Source organism: Streptomyces xanthochromogenes (genome assembly GCF_014650455.1).
Lineage (GTDB): Bacteria > Actinomycetota > Actinomycetes > Streptomycetales > Streptomycetaceae > Streptomyces > Streptomyces xanthochromogenes.
The window spans coordinates 106,290-121,921 of sequence record NZ_BMUZ01000014.1 but is presented as its reverse complement, the minus strand read 5'-3'; the positions used below and the strand labels follow the sequence as shown (position 1 = coordinate 121,921).

Sequence of the window (15,632 nt, the reverse complement as noted above, 5' to 3'; positions counted from 1 at the left end):
TTCCGCTACCAGGGCTTTACTTGAGGGTCCTACTTCCCCAGTGCGGCGACGCCCGCCTGCGCGAACTTCTCGTCGAGGTCGCCGCTCGGGGCCCCGGCCACGCCGACACCGGCGATCGGAGCGCCCTTCGCCTGGACGGGGGCGCCGCCCGCGAGGAACAGGGTGCCGGGGATGTCCTTCAGGTTCGGGGTCTGGGCGAGGCGCTTGGCCAGCTCGGAGGTGGGCGCGTTCCAGGAGACGGCGGTGTACGCCTTGCGCTCGGCCGACTCCGGCGACTGCGGACCGGCCCCGTCGCCGCGCAGCGTCACGAGGGTGTTGCCGTTGCGGTCGACCACGGCGACGGAGACCTTCTGGTTCTCCTTGACGGCCGCGTTCAGGGCCGCCTGGGCGGCCTTCGTGGCGGCGCCGACCGTGAGGTGGGTGGAGGTGGTGAGGTTCTGGCCGGCGACGGGAGCCAGGGCCGCGGTGCCGGTGCCACTGGCGGCGTTGGCGGTGACGACGCCGAAGGTGCCGGCAGCGGCGATGGCGAGCGCGGTGGCGGACAGGGCGAGCTTCTTGCGCCGCGTGTTCCTCGTGGTGGAGCTGGTGGAGTCGGCGGAGGTGGCGGAGCTGTCGGTGGCGGGGTTCTTCGTCGTGAGGTTCATGCTTCGATCCTGGCGCCGCGAAGGGACCGTTCCCCTCGGCGTACCGGCTGCTCCCGCGGCGCGGTACGGCGGATGGGCCCGTCAGCCGATCGGTTGATGCGGGGGTGGCCGGTCCGGGTGACGATGAGGAGGCGGCTCGTGCGTACGGGCAGGTGAGAGGCGTGAGCGAGGAGGGCGGAGAACGGATGGACGACGGCGACGCCGACGGCATCGACGGCGGGCATGCGGTGCGCGACACCGTCGACCCGCCCGGCACCGAGCGGTGGCTGCCGGTGGTCATGCACGCGGCGTTCTTCCTGCTGCTCGGCGCCTCGCTCGCCCGGTTCCTGATCCGGCACCCCGGGGACGTCCGCACGCCCTGGATCATCGCGCTCTCGACGGCGCTCGCCCTGCTGTACGTGCTCGGGCCGGCGCTGGGCTCGCGGCCGACCCCCCGCCGGCTCGCCTGGCTCGGCGGGGTCGTGGCCACCTGGATGGTCCTGGTGGTGCTCGCGCCGAGCTTCGCGTGGTGCGCGGTCCCGCTGTTCTACACCGGCCTGCGTACGCTGCGGCCGCGCGCGGCACTGGTACTGGTCGCGGTGCTGACCGCGTTCGTGGTGATCGCCCAGGTCGAGCTCTCCGCCGACGGCTTCGACCCGAACCTGGTCCTCGCCCCGCCCGCCGTGGCGGCGATCGCGACGGCCGTGTTCGTACAGATGCAGCGCCAGTCCGACCGTCAGCGCGAACTGGCCGAACGGCAGCGGGAGTTGATCGACGACCTGCTGCGCACCCGGCGCGAACTCGCCGCCACCGAACGCCGTGAGGGCACGCTCGCCGAACGCCAGCGGCTCTCCATGGAGATCCACGACACCCTCGCCCAGGGCCTGTCCAGCCAGCAGATGCTGTTGCAGGCTGCCGACCGGGTGTGGGCCACCGACGCCGACGCCGCACGCCGTCACGTCCGGACCGCCGAGTCCATCGCGGAACGCAATCTGGCGGAGGCCCGCCGGTTCGTCCACGACCTGGCCCCGGCCGACCTCGCCGCGGGCGGCGGCCTCGACGAGGCGCTGCGTGCGCTCGCGGCGCGGGAGTCGGCGGAGTCGGGGGCGTTCGCGGTGCGCTGCCACATCGACGGGGCACCGGTCGCGGCGCTGCCCGACCGGGTCGGTTCGGCCCTGCTGCGCATCGCCCAGGGCGCGCTCGCGAACGTACGCGAACACGCCGGGGCCACCACGGCGGCGCTCACCCTCACCTATCTGGGCGACCAGGTGGTCCTGGACATCGCGGACGACGGCCGGGGCTTCACCCCCGGGCCCCTCGGCGCCCGGGCCCCCTCGCCCGGCGTACGGGGCCACGGCCTGCCCGCGATGCACGCCCGGGTGCGGCAGCTGGGCGGCACCCTGACCGTCGAATCGTCCCCCGGCGAAGGCACCGTCCTGTCCGCCGCGATCCCCTTGGAGCCACGCCCATGACCCCGTCGCCCGTCCCGGTACGCATCCTGCTGTGCGACGACCACGTGGTGGTGCGGGCGGGGCTGCTCGCGCTCATCGGCAGCGAGCCCGACATCGACGTGGTCGGCGAGGCGGGCAGCGGCGAGGAGGCGGTGGCCGCGGCGGCGAAGCTGAAGCCGGACGTGGTGCTCATGGACCTGCAACTGGGGCCGGGCATCGACGGCGTCGAGGCGACCCGGCGGATCGCGGCGAGCGGCGTGCACGTGCTGGTCCTGACGACGTACGACACGGACGCGGACATCACGCGGGCGATCGCCGCGGGGGCGACGGGGTACCTCCTGAAGGCGGAGCGCCCGGAGGAGCTGTTCGCCGCGATCCGGGCGGCGGCGCAGGGCCGGACGACCCTGTCCCCGCCGGTGGCGAGCCGCGTCATGAACCGGCTCCGGGGTGCCTCCCGTCCCGCCCTCACCCCGCGCGAGCTCGACATCCTGGCCCAGCTGGCCAACGGCCTCGGCAACCGGGAGATCGCGCGGGCGCTGTTCATCAGCGAGGCGACGGTGAAGACGCATCTGGGGCGCATCTACGAGAAGCTCGGCGTCGACACGCGGGCGGGCGCGGTGTCCGTCGCGAAGGAACATCGCCTTCTGCCCTGACGGGGCGGGGTCCGGCCCGCCCGTGACCCGGCGTTGGTCGGTTCCGGCGCCCTGGGGGGGGGGCTGCCCACCCGCCCGCCCGTGCGGCGGGTTGCATCGGCTGAGCCCTGGGGCTGCGCCCCAGACCCCCTGAGGGGCTGCGCCCCTCGAACCCCCGCAAGGGGCTCCGCCCCCTGCACCCCCGTTCGGGGCTCCGCCCCGGACCCCGTTCGCGCCTGAACGGCACTCGTCCTCAAACGCCGGACGGGCTGAAATGCCCGATGCCGGCCAGCACCGGTATGGCCAGGGGCGCGGGGAACTGCGCTAGAAGCGACCACGGCCCGAGGACGAAAACGGGTTTCGGGGGCGCGGGGAACTGCGCGACCAGCCACCCACGGCGCGAGGCCGACAGGGGGTTGGGGGCGCGGGGAACTGCGTGAAAAGCGAGCACGGCCCGTAGCCGACAGACGTTTTCAGGGGCGCCGGGAACTGCGCAAACCAGCCACCCACGACCTGAGGACGAAAACGGGGCCAGGGGCGCGAGGAACTGCGCGACCAGCCACGCACGGTGCGAGGTCGACCACGGGTTTGGGGGGGCGCGGGGAACTGCGCGACCAGCCACCCACGGTCCGCAGCCGAAACAGGGGCCCGGGGCGCAGCCCCGGGAAACCCGGACGGCCCGCCTCTCGCCCCCGGAGGGTTGCGGGAAGGGGCGGGGAGGGGAGAAGCCCCCCCAGCCACCCCCGGCGGCACGCCCCCAGGGCCCGGCCCAGAAGAGGGAACCCGGGGAGGATGCCGGGGGGGGGGCGGCCCGGGAACGGGGTCCGCAGGGGGCTGCAAGGGGCAGGCGCCCCAGGCCATGGCACCATCGAGGCGTGCTCGACATCGGCTACTCCCTATCCCGCCGCTTCCCCGACCCCACCCGCATCGACTACAGCCGCGCGGACGTCTACACCCTCCGCCACGACCTCTTCTGCGGAGACGTCTACCTCGCCGACACCAAGGCGGACCGCGAGGTGTCCACAGCCTGGGGATGGGTGCCCGTGCTCGACTTCGCCTGGGCCCTGTGCGACACCGTCGAGAACCTGGACAAGGACCCGCTCGGCTCCCGCGCGGCCCGCCCCCAGTACGCCGAGATCGACTTCACCGAGTCGACGGACCGCATGCTGTTCGAGCGCCGCTTCGGCTGGGTGGACGTCGAGGCGGACTGGATGCCCGCCGACGAGCCCCCGCTCACCTTCTCGCACACCGAACTCCGCCGCGAGACACGGGACTTCCTGCACGATCTGATCGCGGACCTGACCGACCTCCACGAAGGCCTCGGCGAGAACCCGATCGTCTGGGACCTCCAGGCCCGCTTCCCCCGAACCGACTGACGCCGGCCCCCGGGTCCCACGGAACGGAACCGGGGAAAGCGGGAGCGGGAGACGTCCTCACGCCTCCACCCGCACCCCCACCTGTGCCGCGAACGCCGGTGCCAGGTCCAGGAGTTGGGAGGGGCTGATGACCGCCCCCGCGAGTCGCTCCACCCCGCGCGCGATGTCGAGCAGCGTCGCCCCGCGCAGATCGACGTCCTTGAGCCGGGCCCCGGTGAAGTCCGCCCCGCGCAGCTCGCACCCGTGGAACTCGACCCGTACGAGCGAGGCCCCGCCGAAGTCCGGCTCGGAGAGCACACAGCCCTCGAAGACGACGTCGCGCAGCTCGGCCTCGCGCAGGTTCAGGTAGTCGATCTTTCCGCCCCGGACCAGCACCCGTTCCAGCACCGAGCCGTGCAGCTGCACCCCGCCCATCCGGACGTCGCGCACCTCCACGTCGCGCAGGCTGGCCCGCGCCAGATCCGTACCCACACCGCGGATTCCGGAGATCACCGAGTCGATGAACCGGGCTCCGGTCAGCCGCGTATCGTCCAGGACACAGCCGTACAGGCCGCAGTCGAGGAAGCGCGAGCTGTGCGCCTGCTGGCGCGACAGGTCGAGGTCCCTGAATTCGAGCCCGTCATAGTCACCCTCCGGCTCCAGCTCACCCGCGCCGAACGGCGCCAGTGGCGGCAGTCGCACCTCCGCCCTGCGGGCACCCGCCGTAGCCGCCGTCTTCTTCGCACTCCGTGCCGCTGCCATGTCCCCATGCTGGACCATCGCACTGACAATCACCCCTGCTCGGCCCCGCGGGAACCGTCCACTCCATAAATTCGCGACCTGGACACGTCACATTCCAGCCGCCCGTTTCCCCCCGTTTCCGCCCCGATCCGCACACCCCCGGCCGACCGGAACGCTCCCCCGTCCACGACCCGGCGCCCACCACCCCGGAAGCCGCGACTCCACCCCGGCACGCCATGGCGTTCCGCATCATTGGCGGAGAGTGGGCCCCGCCCCGAAGCCCCGCATGCCCGTTTTGTCATGCGGGACCAGGACGGCGCCCCCTTCCGTGACGCCGCGGCCGCGCCCGGATGTCGACGGTCGCGCCCTGATGTCGACGGCCGGGCCCGGATGTCGGGCGGTCGGGCCCGGATGTCGGGCGGTCGGGGATGTCGGTCCGCCCGGCCGCCCCGCCCCCGTGCGTGAATCGGGGGATGAGGCCCCTTCCCCCCGGCGCGCGGCCGGTCCGGCGCGTGCTGCGTTCCATCGGCGGCTGCATCGGCAGGTACGTCCGCAGCGCGCCCGGCACCTACCTCTGGCTCGCCGCGCTGTTCGTCACCACCATCGCCATGCACCACATGTCACCGGAGTTCGAGGCCGACTTCCTGCGGCAGCGGTCCACCAACATCCACGAGCTGTCGACCAACCCGCGCCGGGTGCTGATCGCGAGCGCGTTCTGGACCGACGGCGGCAGCTGGCTCTCGTACGCCGTGCTCTACAGCGTCTTCCACGCCCAGGCCGAACGCTGGCTGGGCACCGCGCGCTGGCTGCTCGTCGCCTTCGGTACGCACGTGGCCGCCACCTTCATCAGCGAGGGCGCCCTGCTGTGGGCCGTCCGGCACGGCTACGCGCCGCACTCGGCCGTCAACACCCTTGATGTGGGCGTGAGTTACGCGCTGGCCGGCGTCGTCGCCGTACTCACGTACCGGATCGCGACCCCGTACCGCTACCTCTACCTGCTCGGCGTACTCGTCATCTACGGCGCCCCGCTGGTGAGCGGCCGCACCTTCACCGACCTGGGGCACTTCGCGTCCGTACTCGTCGGCCTCGCCTGGTACCCGCTCACCCGCGGGCGGGGCGGCCCACCCTGGAATCCGGCCGACGGCGTGCGGACCGTGCGCGACGCCGGCCTACGACTGCGGCGCGGCAGCCGCCGCATCCCGGAGGGCGGCGACCAGGGTCTCCGCTAGGAGACGCCCGCCTCGGCAAGGACCTTCTTGAAGGCGTCCGCATCGAAGAGCGCGCGGCCGTCACCGGTCGGCTTCTCGCCATCGATCAGGACCACGGGGCTGCTCTGGACGCCCGAGTCCTCGAAGGCCTTCTCCGCCGCGCTCACGAAGTCCTTGTACGTGTTCTCGCGCACCGCCTTGTCGAAGGCGGGCCCCCGCAGGCCCGGCACCTGGTCGGCGATCTTCAGGAGGTTGTCGGCGGTGAAGGCGTCGTCCGTCTCCTCCTTCGGCTGGCTGGCGAAGACGGCCGCGTGGAACTCGGGGAACTTGCCCTGCTCGACCGAGGCCCGCATCGCGTTGACCGCCCGCTTCGAGCTGTCGCCGCCGAAGTTGCGGTCCAGGAACGAGGCGATCGTGTAGCGCACCTTGACCCTGCCATCGGCCGCGAGCCGGGCGACCGCCCCCGCGCCGCCCTCCTCGAAGTGCTTGCAGAACGGGCAGCGCGGGTCCTCGTACACCGTCACGGTGTGGGGCGCCTTCGGGTCGCCCACGACGATTTCCGCACCCTCGACCTTGGCGGGCAGTTTCGCCAGGGTGGCCGCGTCCGGCGAGGACTTGGCGGTCAGCTCGGCCTGCGAGGACGTGTCCGATCCGGAGCCGGAGGAGCAGGCGGCCGCCGAGATGCCGAGGGCGGTGGCCGCCACCACCGCGACGGCGGCACGACGGAAACTGCGTACACCCATGAAGACTCAACCCTTCGGCACAAACGCGGCGAAAACCACCTGACCTTCGACACTAAACACCCACCCGCGCCGCCACCCGCGCCAAAGGTCCCGCCCCACGCCGCCGTTGGTCCCACGGATTCCGCAACGGGCCCGCCACCTGCGAATTCCATGGGTGGACAGTTCCGGGAGGCGGGTGTACGAACAGGGCTCATGAGCGCGATCAACGGCGGAATCTCCTTCTGGTACGCAACCGACGGCCTCCCCATCCCCCGCGAGCCACTGCCCGGTGACGCGACCGCCGACGTGGTGATCGTCGGCGGCGGCTACACCGGCCTGTGGACGGCGTACTACCTCAAGAAGGCGGCGCCCTTCCTGGACATCGCGGTCCTCGAATCGCGCTTCTGCGGCTACGGCGCCTCCGGCCGCAACGGGGGCTGGCTCTACAACGGCATCGCGGGCCGCGACCGGTACGCCAAGCTGCACGGGCAGGAGAGTGCGGTACGCCTCCAGGAGGCGATGAACGACACGGTGGGAGAGGTGGTGCGGGTCTCCGAAGAGGAGGGGATCGACGCCGACATCCACCGGGGCGGCGTGCTCGAAGTCGCTTACACACCCGCCCAGTTGGGACGCCTGAAGGCCTTCCACGCCGCCGAGGTCGCCTTCGGCGAGAAGGAGCGCGTCCTGCTCGGCGCGCGCGAGACCGCCGAGCGGATCCGGGTGGCCGGGGCGGTCGGCTCGACCTGGACGCCGCACGGCGCACGCATCCACCCCGTGAAGCTGGTCAAGGGCCTGGCCGAGGTGATCGAGGCGCTCGGGGTCCGGGTGTACGAGTCGACACCGGTCACCGAGATCAGCCCCGGACACGCGGTCACCCCGTACGGAACCGTCCGCGCCCCCTACGTCCTGCGCTGCACGGAGGGCTTCACCGCCTCCCTCAAGGGGCAGCGGCGGGCCTGGCTGCCGATGAACTCCTCGATGATCGCGACGGAGCCGCTCGGGCCCGAGGCGTGGGAGGCGATCGGCTGGGCGGGCCGCGAGACGCTCGGCGACATGGCGCACGCGTACATGTACGCGCAGCGCACCGCGGACGACCGCATCGCGCTCGGCGGGCGGGGCGTGCCGTACCGGTTCGGCTCGCGCACCGACAACGACGGCCGCACACAGCCCGCGACCGTCGAGGCGCTGCGGGAGATCCTGGTCCGCTTCTTCCCCCAGCTCGCCGGGGTACGGATCAGCCACGCCTGGTCGGGGGTCCTCGGGGTCCCGCGCGACTGGTGCGCCTCGGTCACCCTCGACCGTACGACCGGGCTCGGCTGGGCGGGCGGTTACGTCGGCTCGGGCGTGGCCACCGCGAACCTCGCGGCGCGGACACTGCGCGACCTGGTCCGCCAGGACTCGGGCCAGGCGGGCGCGACCGCCCTGACCGCCCTCCCCTGGGTGAACCACAAGGTGCGGATGTGGGAGCCGGAGCCGTTCCGGTGGGCGGGGGTGCGGGGCATGTACGCGGCGTACCGCTCGGCGGACCGCCGCGAGCTCCTGCGCCCCCGCCCCGCGACCGACCCCCTCGCCACCCTGGCCGACCGCATCGCGGGCCGCCACTGACGCGATCCCGGGCGCGGTCCCGCCCCTTCCCGGAGGGTCTCGGGAAGGGGCGGGGCGGGGAAGACTCCCTAGGCCACCACCACCCCGTACTCCCCCACCAACTCCCCCAGCCCACCCCGATACCCCTTCCCGCCCGGGACGAAGTCCCAGTCGCCCCCGCTCCGCCGCCGGAACGACCCCAGCACCAACGCCGTCTCCCCCGGCCTCCCGTCCGCCACGGGCAGCCGGTCCAGCTCGGCCCCCGCCGCGTCCCGCAGACAGATCGCCGCCGAGGTGAACCCCGCCAGATCCCCGCCCGGCGCGGCCTCGGGGTCGACGGCGGCGACGAGCACCAACCGGTCCGCCCCCTCCGGCAGCGCGTCGAAGGCGACCCGTATCGCAGCCCGGTCACCCCCGACCCCCGGCACCATCCGCACCGAACTCCCGGGATTGGCGGGGTTGTTGAAGAAAACGAACTGTTCCTCGGACAGCACCCGGGACCCCCGGCACACCAGCGCGCACACGTCGAGCGCGACCGCTCCGGCCCACACCATGCCGAGGAGGTTGAAGTCCCCGGCCCTGCCCGGCGCGGCAGCGTCCGGCACCGTCATGTCCAGCACGGTCGCGTCCGACGCGGGCCGGGGTGTCGGCACGCCCGCCGCCCCCGCAGCACCGGGACCGCCCGAGGCCCCCTCCCCCAACCGCCCCCGCAACCCGTGCTGATGCAGCAGATCCACCAGCTCCACCCCCGACACCAACGTCAACGGCTTGCCCTCGGCGAACCCATACGACCCCGGCCCGAACCCCGAAGTCGTCACCAGAACACCCTTGTTGGCCCCGGCCCCCTGCACCGTCCCGTACAGATCCCGCACCGCGGTCGGCGGAACCGTATTGCGGTAGCGCTTGACCTGGACGATGATCCGGCCGCCGCTGATCGGGTCGGGATCGAGCGCCTCGACGTCCACCCCGCCGTCGTTGGAGCGCTGTGTGGTGAGCGCCTGCATCCCCCGCGCCCGGAACAGCTCGGCGACGAGCCCCTCGAACTCGATGGGGTCCATCGTGAACAGGTCCGGCTCGCCGCCGCCCCCGTGCGACACGACCCCCGTACCCACATCGGCGGGCCGCCGTCCGGGACGTACCGCCGCACGCTGGTCGGGCCGCGCCGACAGCTGCCCGCGCAGCGCCTCCACCAGACAGTCGACGGCGCTGACCTGCCCGAGGTTGAGCGGCGCGAAGGCGGCACGCGGCACGCTCACCGCAGCGAGGAAGATCTCCGCGCGGCGCCCGGTAGCCGGATCGACATCATCAACGAACCCATTGAGGACAACCGATTCGAGCACCCCGAACTCATCGGCCGCGAACAGATCGCGCAGCACCAGCAGCACACACTGCGCGAGCGCGTCCCGGTAGAGCGCGCGCCGCTGCGTGACGGGCCGGGCGGTCTCCTTCTCCTGATCCGAACCGGCCACGTAACGAACGGACTTGACCTCGGGCACAACGTCTATCGGGGGCAGCTCCCAGTCGAGTACGAGCTGGCGCGCACCCCGGTCGAAGGCGGCCGCCACCTGACGCGGGAACCCCTCCGGCCAGGCGCCCGAGGCGTACAGCGCGGCCGAGAAGTAGTCCACCGCCGCGCCCGGTTCGCCGGCCCGCAGCGCGTCCACCAGCTGAGCCAGCCCCGCGTTGTGCGTGCGAACCTCGGCGAGCTGCCCGGCCGCCCACGCCTCGTACTGCGCCCGGTACTCGGCGAGCTGCCGCACCCGATGCGCCTCGGCGGCCTGCGCGGCCTGCCAGTCGTGCTGGTACCGGGCCTGCGCCTCCTGCTGGGCCTGCGCCCGCCGCCCGGACGTCCAGCCGCCCTGCGCCTGGTAGTGCGCCGGGTCGGGCATGGGCACGGGGTGCGCGAGCTGCCCCGGCTCGAACGGCGCGACCTGCTCCGGCCGGGTCAACGCCGCCACCCGGAAAGGCGTGGCCCGACACCCCGCACCCAACAGCCCGCCCAGCGCGGCGACTTGACCCTCCAGCTCCTCCGTACGCAGCCGGGCGTCCGCCTCCCGCCCCTGCCGGTACGCCGCCTGCTGCTCGCGCTGCATCCGCGCGAGATCCCGCTCGTACGCCCGCTGCTGCCGCTGCTGCTGCACCACGGCTCGCTGCTGCGCCTCCCGCTGCCGCTGCTGCTGCCGCTGCGCCTCGGCCCAGACCCCGACAAGCCCACTGGAACGCCGGCTCATGCGCTGACCGCCCCTCTCCCCGCACCCCGTAACTACGGCCAATTGTCCAGGATCTGGCCGGATCAGCGCACACCCGCGCCTCAACAGGACTCGACCGGCCCGCCGCGTCGACGTCAGCGAAACAACTGCGGCAGGGGACAGACCTCCCAGGGATCGTCCAGCCGGTCGGCCCACCTCCACCAAAGATGCCGACCAGGACACTTCCAGAGCGACCGGCAGACCCGCAGCCCGTCATCCTCCCGCAGGCAGAGGACGAGCCCACCGGACTTCATGTCCTCACCGCACTCGGGGCAGTCCGGGGCCTTGTCGATCATGGCCGCACCTTAACGGAGGGCCCGCCAAGGGACAGCGTCGGCACCTCTGATCTACGGGCTGGCCCGGCGGGCTCGAACCGGGTCTGCCCGATCAGGCATCGAAGTCGTACTCCAAGACGTACGAGGCCGCGTCGAGAGTCATCTCGTTGACCTCGACCGGCTGCCCCTCCCCAGCGAAAGCCGTGCGGCAGATGAGCACGACCGGCGTGCCGGACGCCATGCTCAACCGCGCCGCCTCATCCTTCGACGGCATCCGAGAGCGGATCTCTTCGCGGAAGTGCACGGGCTTACGACCGAGTTCGGCGAGCCTGGCGTAAGTACCGCCCGGCCCCGTGTCCTCCTGGGTGATTGCGGACCCGGCCACCACCGACATCGGCAGGTAGCTCGTGGCCAGCAGCACAGGCTTCCCGTCCAGGACGAAGCGTCGCCGCCGGACGCACACGGCCTCGCCTTCATCCAACTCCAGGACGGCACCGATACGGGCCGGAACCGGCTCCTCCGAGACGGACACCTGATCGACTTCGAGCGCACGATCTCCGGTGTCGACGGACCAGATGGAGCGGCCGTTGCCCCACTGCTCCTGGGCAAGTCGCTGGATTCCCCGGCGCCGGAGCGGGCGGAAGGACCGGACGAACACGCCCGCGCCCTTGCGGGCCTCGGCGATGCCTTCGTCGCGGAGCACGCTCAACGCCTGTCGAGCCGTCATGCGCGCCACGCCGTGCGCGGCCATCAGCTCGTTCTCCCCCGGAAGTCGATCACCGGGACCGTACTCGCCCGACTGGATCGCATCGCGCAGCGAGTCCGCGATCCGCTGGTACTTCGGCCGACGGTCCTCGTCGGTGTTGACCATTTCCGGAGCCTTCCTCTCTTCTCTAGACAGCCTAGGCCATGGCCAGGGCGCTCGCTCTGTGCGTGTGACCGCGATCTCGCCCGCTGAACAACTCCAGACATCCACGTTGACATCTCTAGACAGGTACTTCATTCTGAAGTTGTCTAGAGATCTTGTCTCGGGCTCGGTCGTCGAGGCCGGTCGGGGCGGATTTCTGGCCACCAGCCTGAGCGGCCGCACGTTACGGAGCCGCCCGCCGTACACAGGCCAGCCCGGGCGCCGGACCACTCCACGGGAGTGGCCACCAGCGAGAGGAGCACCATCGTGTTCAACCACATCCGCCGCGCGGCATCGCAGATCCGCGCGCGGCTCGCAGAAAGGAGGTGCAGACAACGCCAGCACCCCTCAACTGCCCTTTGCGCAAAGGCCGATCAACGGGCCGGTAGCGATCGCAGGGCGGCTCGCATGCCCCGGCGGCCGCAGAAGCACACCGGGGTGTTGCGCGGAGAGGAGACAGCCCTCGTCCGCCCATATCTATGGGCGCCCGAACAACGAACACGGCGGCATGCCGTGCCGCCCGTCGTTCCCGCTCCGACAAGGACGCCGTATCGCTGGGCAGAGGTCCGCTGATGCCACACCGGCGTCTCCAGGCTCGTGCCACGCGGAGAACTCCCGAAGCCCCATACCGATCGGGCTCCTGTCAGGTCGACCAGCACGGCGAGTGTGCGCATTCAGTACCGCAGACAGCACCGGGTGGCATCCCCGTGATCTACGAGGCCTGCACCTGCTTGTGCCACACTCCGCCCGACCGGGACGTGCCTGCCGAGGGGTCCGCGTGAAGAACTGGGCAACCCAGCTCGCAGCGCACCACGGGGTCAGCACACCGACCCTGCGCAACGCTCTGGCGGTTCTCCAGGGCGAAGGGCTCATCGAGAAGGTCCACGGCAAGGGCAACTTCGTACGCCGTCGGCTTCACCGGGTCACCTACGTCGGCGGCGGCCACATGGCAACCGACCGGGACGTGCCGAGAGCGGCCCTCCGCGTCACGGTGCGGACGACCAAGACGCGCGCGCGAGGCGGCTTGGCCTCACTCCTGAAGGTGCCGCTACACAGCCCGCTGACCGAACTCCTCTGCGTCGGCTACGAGGACAACTCGCCGCACAGCCTGATCCGCGTCTACGTCCCGCGCGACCTGGCACCGATCAACCTGCAAGCGGAGGCGCCCTGTTGGGGGTCAGTCGAGACGGCCCTGGCCGAGGTGCGCCCAGCACTCGCCGACACTCAAGAGACAGTGGCCGCCCGCCTTCCGACCCGGAGTGAAGCTGCCACCCTCCGCATCAGCACGACACTGGCCGTCCTGGCTATCACCCGAGTCTCGACCGACATCACGGGCCGCGTAGCCGAAGCGGCCCACCTCGTCCTACCCGGCGACCGCGCCAACGCTCCCTTCACCACCCACCGCATGACGCCAGGAAGGCAGGCGCAACGATGACACTCCACGACGAGCTCCGCCTCCTGCCCTGGTCAGGCCCGGACGGCAAGCCGTGCTTCCTGAGCACCGACGATCCCGCAAGCCACCTGTCCCGCTTGGCGGACGAGGTGGAAGCGCACCAACTGGACAGCGCGTCTGCACTGGTAGCTGAGGGCCTAGAGATGATCAGCAATGGTGAGACGGAGCGACCGGCCCTCGAAGGCTTGACGACGGCCCTGATCAAGGCCCTGCAAGCCACACTTCGCGTAGCAGCAAGCCGTGGCCACCGATTGGCGGCTGCGGACCTCATGCCATCGGAAGGCGGTGATCCATTGCAGAGAGCCATGAGCAGGATCGACTAGCAACCACTCATGGTCGATACGTGAAGAGGCCCGGATCTCGAATCCGGGCCTCTTCACGTCGCTGGGTACAGCCGGAGGCGATTGAGCAGTGGACCTTTTCGTCCCGAAGCAACTTGGGTGTGGGTGGCACCTTGGGCTGCCATGCCTCTCACCTGCGCTGACGGTCCGCAGACGTTCGCGCTCGTCCGCCGCTGTTCGTCGGCGTTGTCACGCAGTTAGACACTCATGCACGGATGGCTTCAGCCGCTGAGTTCTGGCACATGTGTAGCGATGCTGGTTGAACGTTGGCTTCACTATGGGGCATGGAACTTCAGTGGTTGGGCCCGTGGGCGGAAGACCGCCACCACGTGGACACGGCATCGGCGCGGGGTGAGTGTTCCTGGGCTGCACCATGCCCCGCTCCTGCGCTGTGGAGCGCTTGCGTCGTGGACACTGGCGGCGAGAGCTGGTGGGCTGTCTGCGCGGAGCACGCCGCCTCTTCTTCTGTGCTGTCTCCTGGCTTGCCGACTGAGTAGCACACGGCTCTGGAGGCCGTCTCGATCAAGCATGTTCTGCCTGGCCAGGGAGCCGAAAACGGGCAATCGAGGATAAGCGGTCCCCCCTGGTCCATGGGCGGGACGGCATGCCCTAGGTGTTTGGCCAGGGGATCTCGCGCACAGCCCCAACTGTGAGATGGCGACATCTGATCCTGTTGTCTAGCCATTCACTTGTTGATTTGCTTGAAAGGACCTTGAGTAGAGCCCGGCAGGATTTGACGGATCCGTCCCTGGGTGAGGCGACGATTAGATGGTTGTCCACTGCCACCGGCGCTTCTCCTGTAACCAGCACGCCCGAGAGTCGAGATTGTTGTTGCGCTGTTGAGGGTCGGGACGTCCTTCGCACCAAAACGAAGGGAGGTTCGAATACTCGGCGAGAGAAATTTCGGCGGCGCGTAGGGGTAGAAATTTCACCAGACGGTGGTAGATCACGCGCTCGGGCAAACGGAAACTCAGGCCCATCAAGAGGATCACGATTATCGACAACAGTGCCAACTCGTACGGAGAAAAAGTCATTTACCGACCGTGAGCCCGCTGCGACAGAACCAACGGTTTTCCACCACTCGCCTGAGTCTTCCAATCGTTCTCGGCGAGAAACTTGGGCGTCTAGTAGAAAAACATCAACATCAGCATGTTCATCAAATTGCCCATATGTATCCAACGAACTGCGACTCAAAATCTTGTTCACCTGGGTCCGCCAGGTGGAGTAACGACTGCCGCTCCTCAAGACGTCCGGGAGGATGGCTGTCAGACGGCTTCCGTCCGCCAAGTGATGAGCTGCTTGGTAGGTGAATAGTGCCGCAGCCGAGGTCGGGCGGGTTGTCCATGCGCGACTCAAAGGCGAGGAAATCACGCTGAAGGGTGGATTCAGTACGATGTGACCCACGAATGCGCCTTGGTCTCTAAGCGCCTCGAGACCGTCCCTAATGGAAATGTTGGTAAAGTAGGCGGATGCATTAGAAATGGGCCATCCACTCTGATTCTCATATCCGTGACGCAATAGGGCGGCAATGAGCAATCTAAGTCGGGCCGCTTCAACGAACTCGCTATTTATATCCCATCCGTGTAGGCGATCAGTCCAGTCTTCGAGCGTCTCTTCAAGCGATTCTTGAATCGGCAATGCATGTGATGCCGCCAATAGCAGGTCACCGGAACCACACGCCGGATCCAGGTACCGGTCCGATCGCGCTCCGGACTTCAACATCTCGCTTACGCGCTGCTTGAGCGGTGCTGGGGTGAAAAAAGCACCGACCCGCCGGCGATAGTCGAGTGGCACTAGCTGGCGGAGCTGCTCCGACGCCTCGCCGTCCACGCTGGCCAAGAGGTGATCGTGTTGGACCGGTCGGCCTGAGGCGACGTCAGTGGTCAGTGCCTGCAGGCGAGTGGTGTACTCGCTGTAGCCGTGCGCCCCAGTCATCCCGGCCCTACTCCCTGTTGATCTAGTCCATGGTCCTGACGCTGCGCCACTATCGGCCATGAGGACGTGCTTTGAGTCAGAGATCGCCTCCAACGTAGTGCACGGATCTACACGCAGCACTACGCTGGTTGCTAGGGGTGATCTGCCGATGCCGTC

At 70.1% G+C, this 15,632-nt stretch carries 12 protein-coding genes; 6 read left to right on the top strand and 6 right to left on the bottom strand.

Annotated elements, in window-relative coordinates:
- Positions 1 to 29: 29 nt before the first annotated feature.
- Positions 30 to 644: a GlcG/HbpS family heme-binding protein gene (locus tag IE267_RS31770; RefSeq protein WP_189765549.1), complete on the bottom strand. Its 615-nt coding sequence runs from the start codon at positions 642 to 644 to the stop codon at positions 30 to 32.
- Between the two features lie 185 nt (positions 645 to 829).
- On the opposite strand from IE267_RS31770, the gene IE267_RS31765 reads away from it, so the two are divergent.
- The 3 genes from IE267_RS31765 (at position 830) to IE267_RS31755 (ending at position 4,082) form a co-directional block, all read left to right on the top strand.
- The gene (locus IE267_RS31765) at positions 830 to 2,095 is read left to right on the top strand and encodes a sensor histidine kinase (RefSeq protein ID WP_189765629.1); all 1,266 of its coding nucleotides are present in this window, start codon (positions 830 to 832) and stop codon (positions 2,093 to 2,095) included.
- The gene (locus tag IE267_RS31760; RefSeq protein ID WP_161252694.1) at positions 2,092 to 2,727 is read left to right on the top strand and encodes a response regulator; all 636 of its coding nucleotides are present in this window, start codon (positions 2,092 to 2,094) and stop codon (positions 2,725 to 2,727) included. The genes IE267_RS31765 and IE267_RS31760 overlap by 4 nt, the downstream gene beginning before the upstream one ends.
- A gap of 854 nt (positions 2,728 to 3,581) precedes the next feature.
- A complete protein-coding gene (locus IE267_RS31755; RefSeq protein ID WP_189765548.1) occupies positions 3,582 to 4,082 on the top strand; it encodes a hypothetical protein in 501 nt (166 codons plus the stop codon).
- Positions 4,083 to 4,139: 57 nt separating this feature from the next.
- On the opposite strand, the gene IE267_RS31750 is transcribed toward IE267_RS31755, so the two are convergent.
- Positions 4,140 to 4,823 carry a pentapeptide repeat-containing protein gene (locus tag IE267_RS31750; protein ID WP_189765547.1) on the bottom strand — a complete coding sequence of 228 codons (684 nt, stop codon included), beginning with the start codon at positions 4,821 to 4,823 and terminating at the stop codon, positions 4,140 to 4,142.
- 452 nt (positions 4,824 to 5,275) lie between these two features.
- Here IE267_RS31750 and IE267_RS31745 point away from each other — a divergent pair, with 452 nt between their 5' ends.
- Positions 5,276 to 6,031 (top strand): rhomboid-like protein, encoded by a 756-nt coding sequence (locus IE267_RS31745; protein WP_229861530.1) that lies wholly within the window; start codon positions 5,276 to 5,278, stop codon positions 6,029 to 6,031.
- On the opposite strand, the gene IE267_RS31740 is transcribed toward IE267_RS31745, so the two are convergent.
- Positions 6,028 to 6,753: a DsbA family protein gene (locus IE267_RS31740; protein WP_189765546.1), complete on the bottom strand. Its 726-nt coding sequence runs from the start codon at positions 6,751 to 6,753 to the stop codon at positions 6,028 to 6,030. The genes IE267_RS31745 and IE267_RS31740 overlap by 4 nt on opposite strands.
- A gap of 192 nt (positions 6,754 to 6,945) precedes the next feature.
- Between IE267_RS31740 and IE267_RS31735 the strand changes: the two genes are divergently transcribed.
- On the top strand, positions 6,946 to 8,337 hold the full coding sequence (locus tag IE267_RS31735) for an NAD(P)/FAD-dependent oxidoreductase (protein WP_189765545.1): 1,392 nt from the start codon (positions 6,946 to 6,948) through the stop codon (positions 8,335 to 8,337).
- 68 nt (positions 8,338 to 8,405) lie between these two features.
- Here the strand turns inward: IE267_RS31735 and IE267_RS31730 are convergent, their stop codons facing one another.
- Together IE267_RS31730 and IE267_RS31725 are read right to left on the bottom strand one after the other, a co-directional pair.
- Entirely contained in the window at positions 8,406 to 10,547 is a 2,142-nt protein-coding gene (locus IE267_RS31730) for a restriction endonuclease (protein WP_189765544.1), read from the bottom strand.
- 405 nt (positions 10,548 to 10,952) lie between these two features.
- A complete protein-coding gene (locus IE267_RS31725) occupies positions 10,953 to 11,711 on the bottom strand; it encodes a GntR family transcriptional regulator (RefSeq protein ID WP_189765543.1) in 759 nt (252 codons plus the stop codon).
- 814 nt (positions 11,712 to 12,525) lie between these two features.
- Here IE267_RS31725 and IE267_RS31720 point away from each other — a divergent pair.
- On the top strand, positions 12,526 to 13,182 hold the full coding sequence (locus IE267_RS31720; RefSeq protein ID WP_229861529.1) for a GntR family transcriptional regulator: 657 nt from the start codon (positions 12,526 to 12,528) through the stop codon (positions 13,180 to 13,182).
- Between the two features lie 968 nt (positions 13,183 to 14,150).
- Here the strand turns inward: IE267_RS31720 and IE267_RS40510 are convergent.
- The gene (locus IE267_RS40510) at positions 14,151 to 15,476 is read right to left on the bottom strand and encodes an N-6 DNA methylase (protein WP_373304616.1); all 1,326 of its coding nucleotides are present in this window, start codon (positions 15,474 to 15,476) and stop codon (positions 14,151 to 14,153) included.
- Positions 15,477 to 15,632: the final 156 nt, after the last annotated feature.

What these genes read in the sequence shown, in the direction of transcription:
- IE267_RS31770 (WP_189765549.1), bottom strand. Translation starts at nt 644, where the DNA reads ATGAACCTCACGACGAAGAACCCCGCCACCGACAGCTCCGCCACCTCC.
- IE267_RS31765 (WP_189765629.1), top strand. Translation starts at nt 830, where the DNA reads ATGGACGACGGCGACGCCGACGGCATCGACGGCGGGCATGCGGTGCGC.
- IE267_RS31760 (WP_161252694.1), top strand. Translation starts at nt 2,092, where the DNA reads ATGACCCCGTCGCCCGTCCCGGTACGCATCCTGCTGTGCGACGACCAC.
- IE267_RS31750 (WP_189765547.1), bottom strand. Translation starts at nt 4,823, where the DNA reads ATGGCAGCGGCACGGAGTGCGAAGAAGACGGCGGCTACGGCGGGTGCC.
- IE267_RS31745 (WP_229861530.1), top strand. Translation starts at nt 5,276, where the DNA reads ATGAGGCCCCTTCCCCCCGGCGCGCGGCCGGTCCGGCGCGTGCTGCGT.
- IE267_RS31740 (WP_189765546.1), bottom strand. Translation starts at nt 6,753, where the DNA reads ATGGGTGTACGCAGTTTCCGTCGTGCCGCCGTCGCGGTGGTGGCGGCC.
- IE267_RS31735 (WP_189765545.1), top strand. Translation starts at nt 6,946, where the DNA reads ATGAGCGCGATCAACGGCGGAATCTCCTTCTGGTACGCAACCGACGGC.
- IE267_RS31730 (WP_189765544.1), bottom strand. Translation starts at nt 10,547, where the DNA reads ATGAGCCGGCGTTCCAGTGGGCTTGTCGGGGTCTGGGCCGAGGCGCAG.
- IE267_RS31725 (WP_189765543.1), bottom strand. Translation starts at nt 11,711, where the DNA reads ATGGTCAACACCGACGAGGACCGTCGGCCGAAGTACCAGCGGATCGCG.
- IE267_RS40510 (WP_373304616.1), bottom strand. Translation starts at nt 15,476, where the DNA reads ATGACTGGGGCGCACGGCTACAGCGAGTACACCACTCGCCTGCAGGCA.